The 14243-nt window shown below is 35.8% G+C and carries 19 protein-coding genes; 3 read left to right on the top strand and 16 right to left on the bottom strand.

The features are described from left to right. Positions 1–794: 794 nt before the first annotated feature. The 4 genes from D8845_RS05160 to D8845_RS05175 form a co-directional block, all read right to left on the bottom strand. Positions 795–1142, bottom strand: coding sequence for a type II toxin-antitoxin system RelE/ParE family toxin (locus tag D8845_RS05160; RefSeq protein WP_125452710.1), 348 nt, complete (start codon positions 1140–1142; stop codon positions 795–797). After that, the gene (locus D8845_RS05165; RefSeq protein ID WP_125452711.1) at positions 1132–1419 is read right to left on the bottom strand and encodes a type II toxin-antitoxin system RelB/DinJ family antitoxin; all 288 of its coding nucleotides are present in this window, start codon (positions 1417–1419) and stop codon (positions 1132–1134) included. The genes D8845_RS05160 and D8845_RS05165 overlap by 11 nt, the downstream gene beginning before the upstream one ends. 213 nt (positions 1420–1632) lie before the next feature. Beyond that, positions 1633–2553 (bottom strand): hypothetical protein, encoded by a 921-nt coding sequence (locus tag D8845_RS05170; protein WP_125452712.1) that lies wholly within the window; start codon positions 2551–2553, stop codon positions 1633–1635. Further along, complete coding sequence (locus tag D8845_RS05175) at positions 2541–3074, bottom strand: Panacea domain-containing protein (protein ID WP_125452713.1); 534 nt, start codon at positions 3072–3074, stop codon at positions 2541–2543. The genes D8845_RS05170 and D8845_RS05175 overlap by 13 nt, the downstream gene beginning before the upstream one ends. Between D8845_RS05175 and D8845_RS05180 the strand changes: the two genes are divergently transcribed. Continuing rightward, positions 3055–3405 carry a tyrosine-type recombinase/integrase gene (locus D8845_RS05180; protein WP_260467941.1) on the top strand — a complete coding sequence of 117 codons (351 nt, stop codon included), beginning with the start codon at positions 3055–3057 and terminating at the stop codon, positions 3403–3405. The two genes, D8845_RS05175 and D8845_RS05180, sit on opposite strands and share 20 nt — an antisense overlap. Before the next feature lie 588 nt (positions 3406–3993). On the opposite strand, the gene D8845_RS05190 is transcribed toward D8845_RS05180, so the two are convergent. The 11 genes from D8845_RS05190 to D8845_RS05235 form a co-directional block, all read right to left on the bottom strand. Further along, positions 3994–4203: a hypothetical protein gene (locus D8845_RS05190; RefSeq protein WP_125452714.1), complete on the bottom strand. Its 210-nt coding sequence runs from the start codon at positions 4201–4203 to the stop codon at positions 3994–3996. Between the two features lie 671 nt (positions 4204–4874). After that, complete coding sequence (locus tag D8845_RS05195) at positions 4875–5294, bottom strand: DUF1492 domain-containing protein (RefSeq protein ID WP_125452715.1); 420 nt, start codon at positions 5292–5294, stop codon at positions 4875–4877. A 705-nt stretch (positions 5295–5999) separates the two neighbouring features. Then, positions 6000–6620, bottom strand: coding sequence for a hypothetical protein (locus D8845_RS05200; RefSeq protein ID WP_125452749.1), 621 nt, complete (start codon positions 6618–6620; stop codon positions 6000–6002). Between the two features lie 195 nt (positions 6621–6815). Further along, positions 6816–6971, bottom strand: a complete 156-nt coding sequence (locus D8845_RS10205; RefSeq protein WP_185757390.1) for a hypothetical protein — start codon at positions 6969–6971, stop codon at positions 6816–6818. 645 nt (positions 6972–7616) lie between these two features. Next, the gene (locus D8845_RS05205; RefSeq protein WP_125452716.1) at positions 7617–9065 is read right to left on the bottom strand and encodes a virulence-associated E family protein; all 1449 of its coding nucleotides are present in this window, start codon (positions 9063–9065) and stop codon (positions 7617–7619) included. Then, entirely contained in the window at positions 9058–9573 is a 516-nt protein-coding gene (locus tag D8845_RS05210) for a hypothetical protein (RefSeq protein ID WP_125452717.1), read from the bottom strand. The genes D8845_RS05205 and D8845_RS05210 overlap by 8 nt, the downstream gene beginning before the upstream one ends. 8 nt (positions 9574–9581) lie before the next feature. After that, the gene (locus D8845_RS05215; protein WP_125452718.1) at positions 9582–9848 is read right to left on the bottom strand and encodes a DNA-binding protein; all 267 of its coding nucleotides are present in this window, start codon (positions 9846–9848) and stop codon (positions 9582–9584) included. A gap of 13 nt (positions 9849–9861) precedes the next feature. Beyond that, positions 9862–10065: a hypothetical protein gene (locus D8845_RS05220; protein ID WP_125452719.1), complete on the bottom strand. Its 204-nt coding sequence runs from the start codon at positions 10063–10065 to the stop codon at positions 9862–9864. 1 nt (position 10066) lies between these two features. Beyond that, positions 10067–10267, bottom strand: coding sequence for a hypothetical protein (locus D8845_RS05225; protein ID WP_125452720.1), 201 nt, complete (start codon positions 10265–10267; stop codon positions 10067–10069). 11 nt (positions 10268–10278) lie between these two features. After that, positions 10279–10779 carry a hypothetical protein gene (locus tag D8845_RS05230; RefSeq protein WP_125452721.1) on the bottom strand — a complete coding sequence of 167 codons (501 nt, stop codon included), beginning with the start codon at positions 10777–10779 and terminating at the stop codon, positions 10279–10281. A 364-nt stretch (positions 10780–11143) separates the two neighbouring features. Beyond that, on the bottom strand, positions 11144–11332 hold the full coding sequence (locus D8845_RS05235) for a helix-turn-helix domain-containing protein (protein WP_125452722.1): 189 nt from the start codon (positions 11330–11332) through the stop codon (positions 11144–11146). A 157-nt stretch (positions 11333–11489) separates the two neighbouring features. Here D8845_RS05235 and D8845_RS05240 point away from each other — a divergent pair, with 157 nt between their 5' ends. Beyond that, complete coding sequence (locus D8845_RS05240) at positions 11490–12080, top strand: helix-turn-helix domain-containing protein (RefSeq protein WP_125452723.1); 591 nt, start codon at positions 11490–11492, stop codon at positions 12078–12080. 172 nt (positions 12081–12252) lie between these two features. Beyond that, positions 12253–13416 carry a tyrosine-type recombinase/integrase gene (locus tag D8845_RS05245; protein ID WP_125452724.1) on the top strand — a complete coding sequence of 388 codons (1164 nt, stop codon included), beginning with the start codon at positions 12253–12255 and terminating at the stop codon, positions 13414–13416. A gap of 156 nt (positions 13417–13572) precedes the next feature. Here the strand turns inward: D8845_RS05245 and rpsD are convergent, their stop codons facing one another. Further along, complete coding sequence (gene rpsD / locus D8845_RS05250) at positions 13573–14184, bottom strand: 30S ribosomal protein S4 (protein WP_000092756.1); 612 nt, start codon at positions 14182–14184, stop codon at positions 13573–13575. Between the last annotated feature and the right edge of the window lie 59 nt (positions 14185–14243).

Here is a 14243-nt window from a genome sequence, read left to right on the forward strand (position 1 = left end):
TCATATACNCTTCCATCGTTGANACAATAAGTNAGNAANTGANCTTTTGTAANATAATAATTAGTATATAATTCANNAAACTGNTCTNCTTCTNNAATTTNCGGNAACTCTCTTACTANTTTTNTTATGNNAGATAAAANATTAGTATACTGTAAATTTAATAAATTGGAAATTTCNTTATTTGAATGCCCNTCAAGTCTCATTTTTANTANATTGANATCTTTTTCTGAATAAATNTTTGGCAANTTTTCATAAAATTCNTCCATNGTTTCAAATATAACANTATTATTTTCAGTCAATTTTTCCTCCATATATCAAACGTTAATTTTCTTTAAATATTATATTCTACACTTGCCTTAAGGCTTCTATAGTTGACTGATAAAATTATACTTTACCTTGGCTACCTTTTAAGTTTTATTTCTCTCTTCAACTGAAAAATAATATTATCATTCAAAGTAAATTTTATTTTGATGATTATTGTACATAAAAAAGCCTTAACAAGAATACCTACTTGTATAAGTTAAACTATAAGGCAAGTTTCTGTTCCCTTATAAACCCTATTTAAAAACCAAAAATCCCACTAGATAGTAAGTCTAGAACTTATATAGCAAATCAATACACTTTGTTGTGATTTACAAGATGTTTGGTGTATTATTTTAGAACCAAATTTATTTCTCTATTTCAATTTAATTAAGGGAAAAATTCAACTACTTACTATCCTTGCATTATATCATAGAAGAGAAAACACGATAATGCTTTTCAAATATTTCACTAGAAACACACTGCGCCTGGCGCTATTTTTTCTTAAACAAGCGGATGTAATCCTGTTTACTATGAATAATATCTGATATAAAGACAGCTTTTCTGTCCTCTAAAATATGATAGAAGGCTAGGTAATCACCTAAAATGATGCATCGAGTTTTGTGGGGTGGATATACAATATCTCCTATTCTCTCGTCAGCATCAAATCCCGCTTCTGGGAAGATCTCAAGACGCGCCAATCCGTAAAGAATATTTTTAACTGTGTTTGCTCCTGCCTGCTCTGAAAAATAGTTAGCTGAGATATAGTCTTTGATACCTCTTAGCTGTTCTTGTACCGTTTCGGAGATAATAAGGCTATATGAGTTCTCGTTAAATTCCAAAGTTAGCCCTCACTTCATCAAGACTGTAAGTTCTTCCATGTTCTAAATCTTCAAAGCTACGGGCAATTTCCGAACGCAACCCTGATAGAAGTTCTTCTCTTTCTTTGTCTACTTGAGTTTCAAATGGCAAGGCTTTATTTTCTACAATATGTTCTAAAAACAAGTTAAAACTGGCTGTCATATCAAGATTTTGCGCTGTGATAATAGCTTTAGCCTTCTCTAATAAGTCTCTGTTAGTCTTAAAGTTTACCTGTGTGTTTTTTTCTAAAACATTCATGGTAGCACCTCCTTTAGACCATTATATCACTTTGAACTATATCGGTCTAGTTATGTATAGACGATCATAGCTGGATACTAAGAGAAATCAAAAAGCACTCTAGGATAGAGGCCTAAAGTGCTTAATATCAGGAACTTAAAAATGACGAGTTCAGTAGACAAGAAACTAGCACGGTCAAAAAGTGCTTTTCTACATAGTTTCCAGTTAGTTAATCTACCGATAATTATAGGATATAAAAGTAATTATCGCTAATATAATGATTAATGAAAAATAAAATGAATGACGCAAAAATAAATGCTTCCACTTGTGCTCACAACGCACTTCACATTTACTGCTCATGCACCTTCCGATTTCCTTATTGGTGATTCTAGCAATCCATAATAACAATGAATACAACAATGTTATTACACCAATTAACATCAGACATGAAATTGTTATCATCCTGGATAGATCCATGTTTAATAAATCATCTCCGATATCAAAAACAGCTCTTGCTATATCAATACCTCCAAACATTACAAAAACAAATGCTGAAAAAATACCTAAAATTGCTATAAAATCCGTATAAATAGATGATTTTGTTTGCTCAATTTCGTTTGATTGTTTCTGTACAACTTTAAGAATCTTATTAGAGTCTTCTGATTGTTTCTGTGCACCTTGAAGAAGGGTATTAACTTGGTTTAGTTGGGTTTGAGCCTCTTCAAGAATCTTATTAGAGTCTTCTGATTGTTTCTGTGCACCTTGAAGAAGAGTGTTAACTTGGTTTAGTTGGGTATTTACATTTTTGAGTCCCTGTTCCACCTCTCTAGCAACCTTTGATATATAAGATTTCTGAACTTGAGATAAACTATAATTAGAACTTATTTTCTTAAGATTTTTATCTAGTATTGATTTCCTAGCAGTATCATCTGCTTCTATAGTTGTAGATAAATAATCAATGTTTTTATTTAACTTTTCATTAAGCTCATTACTATTTTCATTCTGGTATACATAGTCAGCAATATAATCGTATGGAATTGCTAAATTTTCCTTACTCAAATTATCTTGAAGAGTCTTTATAATCTTATTATCATCTAGCTTAGAAATATCATAAACTAAAAGGAATTTGATTAAACTTGTACTTATCTGAGCCATTCTAACTCCTCCGGATGGTTGTTAAAATAACTCAATATCTCTTCATTTGTGTATTTTAACCCTTGAACACCATCATTAATTGACTTTTCATACTTTTCCCATGGTTCCTGTTTATGAGTTTTCTCCACTATATCAAAAATATCTACATTAGAAAATCTATCAATAACTTTCTTTAACAAATTAATGTCAGGTTCTGGAATATCTTGTGGTTTATACTTAAATATTTTTATGTTTCCTAACGAATTGTTTTCTGTATTTTCAAAACAAAAATACTCTTTAACAATATCCTGTTTTGTTATTTGAAAAGCTCCGAATCTTTTATATTCATGATATACACTTGGTACAACGGGACCATATTTCCATTTCTCCATTTGTTCCTCAAAAAGAGGATTTTTAGTGTCAACAATTTTAATTACATTGGCAAAATATAATATTTTTTGTAATATGAGGTTGTTAATTGAATAGCTCTTATCGTTAGAATATTCAATTATATAGTTCGCAATAAATAATGATGGTTGCATTACTGAATCTCCTTTTACTCATATTATATCACGTAATTTAAGGACTACAAAACATTTTAGTATTTTTCTTTCTCAATACCCAAACAATAAAACACTAGCAACACGTTTAAATACACGTTTCAAACATGCTGGTGTACCTAATATTGGTTTCCACGGTTTTAGACACACACACGCTAGTCTTTTGCTAAACTCTGGAATACCCTATAAAGAATTACAACACCGTCTAGGTCATTCTACACTAGCTATGACTATGGACACTTACAATCATCTTTCCAAAGAAAAAGTAAAAATAGCCGTCTCATTTTATGAGAAAGCTGTTAGTTCTTTGTGAAGGGGGACAAACCCCGAAATCAACATTTTAAGACAAAGCAAAAAGCCCACTGTTGTAGGCTTTCTGTAAGATATTTCTTAAAATTAAAGCATTTTGTTTTCTTGCAGTGATTAGGTACAGAAAAACAGACCTAAGCCTGCTCTAAATCTAACTTGATTTTCTCAAAAACTATTAAATTTAAATAAGCTGAGAAAACATAAAGGGTAACAAAAAGGGGACTTAAATTGATGAGTTCAGTAAGCAAGTAAATTGCACCTGTCAAAGGTGCTTTTTATTTTACTTTTCTGTCTAAGGCCTAGACTGTTCTAAGCGCTATGAGATTGCTTTAATTGAGATGATCTCACTCTCAAAGAGAGAAATCTCAGTTGGTTCATCAGGGCTAGGATTGTCAATGAGGATAGTGATTTCATCTTACTCATCATTGTCCATTTCGTCAATAAAATCTGTGACAAGCCCTTTGATGACTTCACCGTCACTATTCACTACCTGAACTCTTGAGCGTAGGTAGTTCCAAAGTTGTTTACTCATTTACGGTCTCCTTTCCCATAGTGTTTTTTGCAGGTGAAAGCGCCTAGATAAAACCAAGCGCTATGTTTTAGATTTTCTCATTAAAAAATATTTCTCTGTGAGCTGTCGCTTATTTAATTCTAATTCAAATGCTTTTGCCTCATCTAAAGAAAGTAAGTCAAGTGTAATACTGGTTTTCAGTAATTGCTCATCAGTAAACTCTGAAAAGTTAATAGTTTTTTCATCCAAGCCTAAAGAGTCAACAAAGTTTAGAGCCTCTGACAATTCCATAATATCCCTTCTCTCTTAAATGCATTTCTAAAATAATGATACCTTCGTTCTAGTTCTTTACTTTGTACTCATTGTTCTATCTTAATTTTACCACAACTCTCGATACCTTGCTAAAACCTTGCTATTTTGAAAATGGCAACGGCTTTATTGTCATTCCAATAAGCAGCTGGTTCTCTACTCTGTTATCCTTTGTTGAAAAAAAGCGCATTGTGAGTTATAATAAATAGTAAATAGAGGTTTTCCATCTCCCCTTGAAACAGTTTATTCTGCGGTAGGAGGTGGGACACCTCTATTTGTCTTTTAAGTCAAAATGAGTTATAATTGAATTAATAAAGGAACTGGTTTGGCACCCAATGACCTATTTTAGGTCGGCGCCTAAGTCAGTTCCTTTTACTGTTTCGACTACCCAAAAGGGGATACCCTTAATTCTTGCGTCAGTTAGTTTTTTAGGTTATAATCTAAGTAATGAGAGCTACTACCTCCTACATTAAAGGCTTAGGCTGTGGGGGGTGTGTGCTCTTTTTTTATCTCACAAAAGCCCCTAGATTCGTTTCTAAAGGCTTTTGGTTTATCCGTGGTGTTTTAGTTGTCCAGTACTAAACAAAGCAAAATAGAGGCAAATATGAAGCCTAGAGCTCCCTATACACACTAGTCTCTGTGGTAAGGTTAAATCAGTTCCCATTTACCATACCTGCCAAGTGTTCTATAGCTGCCTTCTTTGCCCGATATATCGAAGCTTTAGATTTACCTATTTCCTCAGCAACTCCCCAAATATCGAGATCATTCAAGTAAAAAAGTCTTAGGACAGAACGCTCAAGCGGATTGGCCAGCTTATCGATCAGCCTAGATATTTCCATTCTCTCTTCAGTAAGTCGCTCAATTCTCTGTAAAGTGTCCTCTTTTAGCTTCAGAACACTTATAAGGTTATTCTCTGCTGTATTTACCCTGCTTGTTTGTACTCTGGTAGTGCTCAGTTCTTGCTTTTTGATGATACCACTTTCTAAAGCTCCAAGCTCTAAATATAAGCCCTCTATTTCTTTATTGATCCACTTAACGCCCTCTAGTTTTTCTTTTACCTGCTCTGGTGTCATGCCTTGGCCTCCTGTATGGTATAATAATATTATTGAGATTATAGCTGAGGCGGAGCGCCTTGGCTTTTTTTGCTATTTCTCTAGGTTCGCTCTAGCTTCAAGCCTATTCTCCATACCATTTGATAAGCAATTAAGGGACGTTTTTATCTCCCTTATTTCCTTGATAAATGATAGGGGGATATACCCCACTTTCTCGGGCTTCGCTCGAGCTTCAAGCTATGTAATCTTCTCTGTTCAAAAGCTATTTTCTCGGAGTTCGCTCGGAGCTCAACACACATAACCCTGCCATTTGTCAGGCATATTTTTTGCCACTACCTAACCAAAACCTCACCATTGGAAAAGTTCGATACCTTACCAAAACCTTACCGTTCTATGGTTCTAAAAAAGTAGCTATACCTTAGGGTAATCTTAGGGTTCTATCACTAGAAAAAAGCCCTGTACCTTTGTAAAACCTTAGTATTTTGATCTATGCTACCTTGTACTAACCTTGTACTTTTTATATGTAACCTAACCCTTACCTCACCCTTTTTTGGAACGCTCTACTTACTTAAATCCTTGATATATCTAGCTTTTTTAACATTCAAACCGTCAAATATGTAGTATTTGTTTGTTTTGTAAATTGCACACTACTACAAATTATCATGTAATAAACCAAATCTATTGGCTTAAATACTAAAAGGGGATTGCTCCCCTCTGCACACTCGTTTAAAGTATTGCGTCCATATTGTCGTCCAGATAATTAGATTCTAAGAAAGTGATTGCTCCATCCACTCTTTGTTTTACAAACTCAGGATCTTCCATCAATCTCTTATAATTCAGCTCATCGACTGCTCTAGCAAACTTATTCAACAAGTCTTTTGTTCGATTGCTATTATCCGCTGGGATATACTGCGCTAACTCTGCACTGTTTGGGTTGCCATTTCCAAAAATATCCCCCAGGGCATTTCTGAGAAGCGATAAGGCCGTATAATCGTTTTTGTAGTGGTCTATCAACGCTTTACCCGTAGATACAGCTAACGCCCCACTCTCAAAAAGTTTTACGGTATTTTGCAACGCTGCTTGATAACCAGGATCAGTCAATAGTTTTACTTCTGATTCTGCTCTTTGAGCTTCTTTTTTCGGTAGTAAATTGTTTGCGATTGTTTTCAGCTCATCATAATATGCGCCATACCAACTATCGTATTTGAATTTAATTGCTTCCAGCTCATTCTCTTTGCCTTCAGTGCTCAAAAATTGATTATTATTTACTTCATCAATTTTTCCTGCAAGGTTATCGATTGCCCCTTTCAACGCTAACATCTTAGTAATAATTGTTTTTTTGTTCATTCTTTTTCCTCTTTCTAATTCTTTCAATCGTTTACAAGTATCGTCATGTTACGGTATTCCATTTTTAAAACTATTTTTTCTGCTCGTATCAATCCATAAGGATTTTTGTATCATATTCACTCCTAGCACCAAAACAAAAAGGACACCGAAAAAGCCAGGTAGCTTAATCAGTGCCCTCGGTTGTTCCGATAGACTCTATTTCTTTGTTTCACTTCGCACCAGATGGGAAAATCTCCCATCTTGAAAATGCAAGGTCACACTCCCAAAAGTCGGGGAAGCCTCTATGCCTATTTTACCATTTTTCTGGTACAAAATAAAGCCTTGCTGCAACAGCCTGTCTAAATCATCCATACGATCCTCCATTTCATTTTTTCTTGATTTTCATTAACCTAGAACGCTCTGAGCCTCTTTTATTTGGTTTAATTGTAGTACTTGTAGCCCTAAAGCGTTGATATAACTGACATTTTAAGCTATCCAACGCTTTTTGCTACCCTTTTTAATGTACTTTAGCTCATTTTTGAGCTTTTTTGAGTTCCATTTTTGGAATGCAAAGCCTGCGCCCAGTGCTTACTCATTTCTAAACTGTTAATTGTTTAAATGGGAAACCTTGTTTAGGGTGCAGCACTAGCTTTTAGCAATCTTACAAAATGTAGTATTTTTTTGAAAATGTAGTAAAATGTAGTTGTCATGTACTACACCCTTAACCTTACAGCCCCAAGGGTTTGGAGTGAAATGTAGTTTTGTAGTCGCTTTTTTCAAAAAAAAAATATATATAATACTCTTTATTGTTATTTATATATTTTTTATAAAAATGATAAAATAACTACATTTTAATAAAAAAGTCAGTCATATCAAGAGGTTAGAAGTGTAGTAAAAAAATTTAAGAAAACTACACTTTTTTCTAACCCTTGTCTATATCCCTTATATACCATGGTTTTGCAAACTTTTTGAAGTGTAGTTATTTTTTTAGAAAAAAACTACACTAACTACATTTTTCTACTTTTTGATATAAGCTGGTTTGATACTTTTCCCAAATCTTGCAGATTTCTTATATCTCCATCCCTCTTTATTTTGCATGATCTTCTTAACTTTGTTTTTATCTTTTGGATTCGGTGAATTGTTCAAATACACCTCCGTAAAGAATAAATTAACCGCCACCTTGTCCCGCTCTACTAGTTCCCCGTACTTCTCTGTATCAAGGGGAATTTCCACACCATTTGCGCCCATATGATACCCATGATTCAGCATGTCGTAGATGTAATAATACCTTGTTTTATCGGTCGTTGGGTATTGGTACATCATTTTTGGATAAGGGGTGTCTAAATAGCGCTCCAGGTCTTCAACTAACTCATCTACGAACTTGTAACGGCTTCTAACCTCATTTACTAACTTTTCCTGTTCATCTGTGAGCGTTAGAGACTTGTTTGACTTCCAAGCAGCAACCATAGCACCCCAAAAGTGTCTACGGTCTTTTTCTGTCCATTTTCTGTCCTTATAAGCGGTGTCCTTGTGTACTTCAGCAACCAGGAAGCGCCTTTCTCCTGTTAAGTCATTCAAATAATCATGGTCATTCGTTGCCCTAACGATAATAAAACTCTTTGGTAGTCGTCTATCGCTAGAAGCGTAGGGCGGTCTATACTCTAGCTTAGTTTCTGTAATGAACTTCTTCAACTCTGAAAAACTAGCCTTTTTACTGGCCACCATTTCATCATCAAATACACACCAGTTTCTAACCATCCTGGCCTTGTCGTCTTTGTCTGTGAAAGTTTCAACGGTTGTAAAATACTTGTGAGTGAATAGTCCCTCAAAAAATTGAGTCTTTCCTACTCCCTGCCGTCCAGTCAAGTCCAACACAAAGTCAAACTTGATAGAGGGATTAAATACCTTAGCGACCGCTCCACGGAAAAACAAATCCATGATAATACGGTTATATTCGTCATCCTTGATATTCAGATAATGTCTCAGAATATCAAAGGGATCACGCTGATTCACTAACTCTTTATACTCGATTTCGCATGATTCCAGATAGTTTTTTAAAGGATTGTAACTATGCTCACCAGCCACCACTTCCAAAATATCAGCGATATCAGGCTTTTTATAGTCTATCTTATACTTGGTAGCAATATAAGCCCTAATCTCTCTGATGATAAGGTCATCGATTGCGCCGCTCAAGGTTCTACCATTTAGTTTTATAGGCCTAGTCACGTCTATTTCATAAGTGAATGTATTGTACTGTATAGCACCTTTTAACTTGCTATCTCCACTCAGAATCTTCTTGAGATTATCTAGACTTACTGCAAAGCCATCTCCTCGTAGTTTTTTAACCAGATCTAAACTATTATGCTCCTCATTAGTCTCTCTTGCTTCAGTCAAATCCACTATTTCAGGGGGCACTTTCTGGTATTCCTCTTCAATGATTTTATTTACAATTTCTTCACTATTCAAATGCTACCCCCTTATAGAATTTTGTCGCTACTTCTAAGAAATAGCTTGCTAGGTCTTTCCGTTTAACTATTGCAGAAAACAAGTCCACCAACTGGCTAAAACTGTAGCCATTCACAAATAGCAAGCGGACAAAAAGTGAAGTCTCATACCTGGTATAAATGCCATTACAAATCAGGTCAAAAATCCAACCTTTCAACTCCACTCCAAGCCCCTGCCGTTGCTCAGTCAATTTGTTTACCTCTAAATCTTTCAGGATTGTCAGCAAGTCTGGACTGGCCAAAGCCATCTTCAAATCTCTGACCAATTCCCAGCCCTCTATCTGCTCTATTTCGTCTTTAATAGACACATATAGGCCTTTGTATTGGAAACCTGTCAAAGCCTCATCTACAGGCTCATAATAGGTAAATTTGTAGTGTTCACCATTCTTCCAAACTTGAGTAGGATTTGACTTTAGAAAGCCAAATAAAGGTAATTTCTCAGTTTGTACAGTTAACTCTATTACTCTCATTACCCCTCCTAATCTACTGCAAGAAAATTGTATATATCAGTCTTGCGGTAATAAATCTTCTTACTGTTCTCAAAAGGGGACTGATACGGTTTTAGACCTTCTTTTTCCCAATTATTCAACGTTGTTCCACTGATACCAAGTTTTTTGAGTAAGTCAGGCCTAGAAATCAAATCCCAGCCGTCATTATGCTGTTTTTCAAGCTCAAGCCTTTTCTCTAAGTGATCTCCCACTTTCTCCAGTAGCTCAAGTTCTGCTTCTCTTGATAATAGTTGCATTTGACATCCCTTTCTAATTATGAATCTTACCTGCAAGCTGGATATATCGCCCGTAATAAGGGTTTAAATCCTCGCTAGGTGTTTCTATCGTCTGTTGGTTTTCTCGCTCAAATTGGGCGCTTTTTTTGCGGTCTCGGTGGTTTAGATAAAGCAGTAAGCCAATCAATACCACCATAAAGATTACCGACTGTGTATTGGTCAAATCTAATTCATTCATGTTATGCCCTCGCCTTATAGTTCTTGATATAGTCCACTTGATCATTTCGCTCCATCTTCAAAAACTCATCCACCTCTTCGATACTTACCTTTCTATCTACAAAATCAGCAATAAACTGGAAGAGGTTCGGATTTCTCTCCTTGATTTCAGCCATTTGTTTATCAAATTCTGCTTGTGTCATGTTGTCTAGGTCTAGTGTCATAGCATTGCCTCCTAATCAATCATCATTCCACGAGTATATAAGGATGAGTCTGTCCATGAATCCAAAACGTTCTTTTTCCCTCGTTTTTTTCTTGCGATATCAACCGCTATAACTTCCCATACATAATTAAATACTTGGTCTGGAGTCATAGGGTAGTCATTCTCTTTAGTTATTTCAGCTAGGTAAGTGTTTAAGAAAAGAAATCCATCAAAGTTGGAAAGTAGCTTTATAAACTTAGTATCACCCCAATAATTTCTGTAATAAGACTCTTCTCGTTCTTCTAGTTCTCCTATTACTTCAGCAACTAATCTCTGTTTCATCCTTTCCGTCTGTTCCTTAAGTGTTTGCTGTTGTTCACGGTATTCTGTGCTAGTTAGTTCATTGTAGACATCATCCAAGTCGTTCAATACCCTGCTGATTTCTCTTTTAGCTAATGCAGTTCCATCTCCTACAAGAATTTCTTGTATTTCTTCTAAATTTGTTGAAATAGCTTCTAATTGATCTGCTATCATGTTTTTCCTCCGTTGGCCTTTTAATTGTCGTTTACTATCCTGAATATCCTCACACTCAAAGTTTTGCGATGGCGAGTGTGGGGATTTTGAATGGTTATTTCTTATACAGTTTTTCTTGTAATGAAGTTCCTCACGCTCAGAGTCGCCAAATTGAAAGCGTGAGAAAGTGCCAGTTTAAAGAGTTGGCGCTCTCTCGTTTGGGCACAAATCACTATTTTGTGATATAATTAAATAAATACCTAACTAAATCCCATACTTGCTATTTGTGGTTTTAGTTGTTTAAGTGAAAAGCCTTGCTAGTTTGCCGACTGTCTAGGCTTTTTTTGTTGCTTAGATTTCTTTTAGTGAAAGGTAGCAAGAAATCTTATAAATCTTCTACTAGCCAGTTCATGACTGCTTCATAGATTCGCTTGGGAGCGTCATAGTCTCCGTTTTCAACTTTGGTATAGGTTTGTGGTTTAATACCTAATTCCTCAGCTACAGCCTTTTTCGTTTGCTGAATTTTAGCACGTTTAACACGTACCTTTTCAGCCAACTCAGTTGTAATTAGCATTCGATCCCCCCTTTCTAACGGCTTTTTTTGCCGTTGTTTGATAGCAATTATACGACATTTAATTGCGCATGTCAACTATTTTTGTTATTTTTTTAATTTTTTATGGCTTTTTTTGCCGTAATAGGTTATAATTTACTCGAAAGGTAGAATCTTACGTATGAATAGAATTAAAGAACTGAGAGAAAATATAGGATTATCTCAAGAAAAATTAGCTAAAAACCTATCAATAAACTTACGAACATTACAACGCTGGGAAAATGATGAGACAGCTATACGAAAGAAAAATGCGGAGAAAATTGCAAATTATTTCAATGTTTCTGTTCCATATTTATTAGGTTATACAGCAGAAATAGATAACTCTAGTGATTGGGGAAAAATAGTATCTATTTCCTCTCAAGATCCTGACTACGAGGCTGTAAAAGCTGGTAAATCAATTTTCCAATCTCTCACCCCTCCAAATAGTGATAAAATCCTTGAGAACAACATATTTGAATACTACGTAAATTTTTATAAAGATGGTAAGACAAAGAATAAACATAATCTATCAGAGGAGGATTTAGAAAAGTTTTTTGGCGAACAACATATTAGTCACTCTTCCTCAAAAAGACTCAACAACTTTTATCAGGCCTTAGCTTTCTTAGAAGCTGAAGAGGCTGCTGTTCTTTCATGCTTTTCTCTTTTATCAAAAGAGAAAAAAGCTGCTGTATATGAAATACTAGTAGGACTAATTTCCCCAGACAATAAATAACCCCTAAAACACCCTCTAATTGATTTTATAGCTCAGCTATACAAATTATCATCACACCTAAAACAAACGAAAATAGGGCTATTCTCGTAGCTCTCAGCACCATATAAAAACAATATTCATAAATACTTAACTAAATCCCATACTTGCTTACTGATGTTAGAAAGGTATGACTATGAATATTACAGAATACAAAAAGAAAAACGGTACTACAGTGTACCGTGCCAGTGTTTATTTAGGCGTTGATAAACTTACAGGGAAGAAGGCCAGGACAACCGTCACGGCCAACACTAAAAAAGGCGTTAAAATCAAAGCTAGGGAGGCTGTCAATGCTTTTGCAGCTAATGGATATAGCGTAAAGGAAAAACCGACCATTACAACCTATAGGGAGCTAGTCGCTTTATGGTGGGAGAGTTACAAGAATACAATCAAGCCAAACTCCCAGCAATCCATGGAAGGGATCGTAAGGCTTCATATTTTGCCTGTATTTGGCGATTACAAGCTAGAAAAGCTCACTACTCCTATCATTCAGCAACAAGTCAACAAGTGGGCTGACAAGGCCAATAAGGGCGAAAAAGGGGCGTATGCAAACTATAGCTTTCTGAATAATATAAATCGCCGTATTCTCCAGTATGGCGTTACTATGCAAGTTATTAAGCACAACCCAGCTAGGGATGTCATTATCCCACGTAAGCAACAAAATAAGGAGCATAAGGTAAAGTTTTTCAGCAACCAGGAACTAAAACAGTTTTTAGACTACCTGGATAACCTAGACTTGTCTAGCTATGAAAATTTCTTTGACTACGTACTTTATAAAACATTGCTAGCTAGTGGTTGCCGTATCGGTGAGGCTTTGGCTCTTGAGTGGTCTGATATTGACCTAAAAAAAGGCATTATCAGCGTTTCTAAGACTCTGAATAGATACCAAGAAACAAACACGCCTAAGTCTAAAGCTGGTCTAAGAGAAATTGATATTGATAAAGCTACAATTTCCCTACTCAAGCAATATAAAAAACGTCAACAAGTCCAGTCATGGCAACTAGGACGGTCTGAGGGGATTGTCTTCACTCCATTTACTACAAAATACGCCTATGCTTGCTTACTGAGAAAGAGACTGCAGGGGCACTTTAAAAGCGCTGGCGTTCCTGATATTAGTTTCCACGGTTTCCGACACACTCACGCTACAATCATGCTATACGCTGGCATAGAGGCCAAAGACTTGCAATACAGATTAGGTCACTCTAATATCTCTATGACTTTAAACACTTATGTCCATGCTACCAAAGAGGGAGCAAAAAAAGCCGTCTCAATCTTTGAATCGGCTATTAGCAATCTATAAATAATAAGGGTGTCCCATTTTGGGGCTACCCTCTTACTATACCTAAAATTAGTTAAGGGTAACTAAAAGGGTAGTAAAAACAAAAAAAGCACTAAGGGAAAACGCCCCAAAGTGCTTAATATCAAGGCTCTAAAGCCTATCTGATTCAATAAAATATTACAACATTTTGTTGTAGAATTCAACGACAAGTGCTTCGTTGATTTCTGGGTTGATTTCATCGCGTTCTGGCAAGCGAGTCAATGAACCTTCCAATTTTTCAGCGTCGAATGATACGAATGCTGGACGTCCAAGAGTAGCTTCTACTGCTTCAAGGATAGCTGGAACTTTCAATGATTTTTCACGAACTGAGATCACTTGACCTGGAGTTACGCGGTATGATGGGATATCAACGCGTTTTCCGTCAACAAGGATGTGACCGTGGTTTACGAATTGACGAGCTTGACGACGAGTAGTCGCAAGACCAAGACGGTAAACAACGTTATCCAAACGACGTTCCAAAAGAAGCATGAAGTTGAAACCTAGGATTCCGCCTTTGATTTTTGTAGCTTGTACGAACAAGTTACGGAATTGTTTTTCACCTACACCGTAAGTGAAACGAAGTTTTTGTTTTTCAGCCAATTGCAAACCGTATTCTGACAATTTAGAACGGTTGTTTGGTCCGTGTTGTCCTGGTACGTAGTTACGACGTGCCAATTCTTTACCTGTACCTGTAAGTGAAAGGCCAAGGCGACGAGCTTGTTTCCAAGATGGTCCTGTATAACGTGACATGTGAATGTCCTCCTGATATAAATAATATTTCGGTGGAAATAGTCACTTAGAAAGCCCTG

It is taken from the genome of Streptococcus mitis, from assembly GCF_003942865.1.
Classification (GTDB): domain Bacteria; phylum Bacillota; class Bacilli; order Lactobacillales; family Streptococcaceae; genus Streptococcus; species Streptococcus mitis_BI.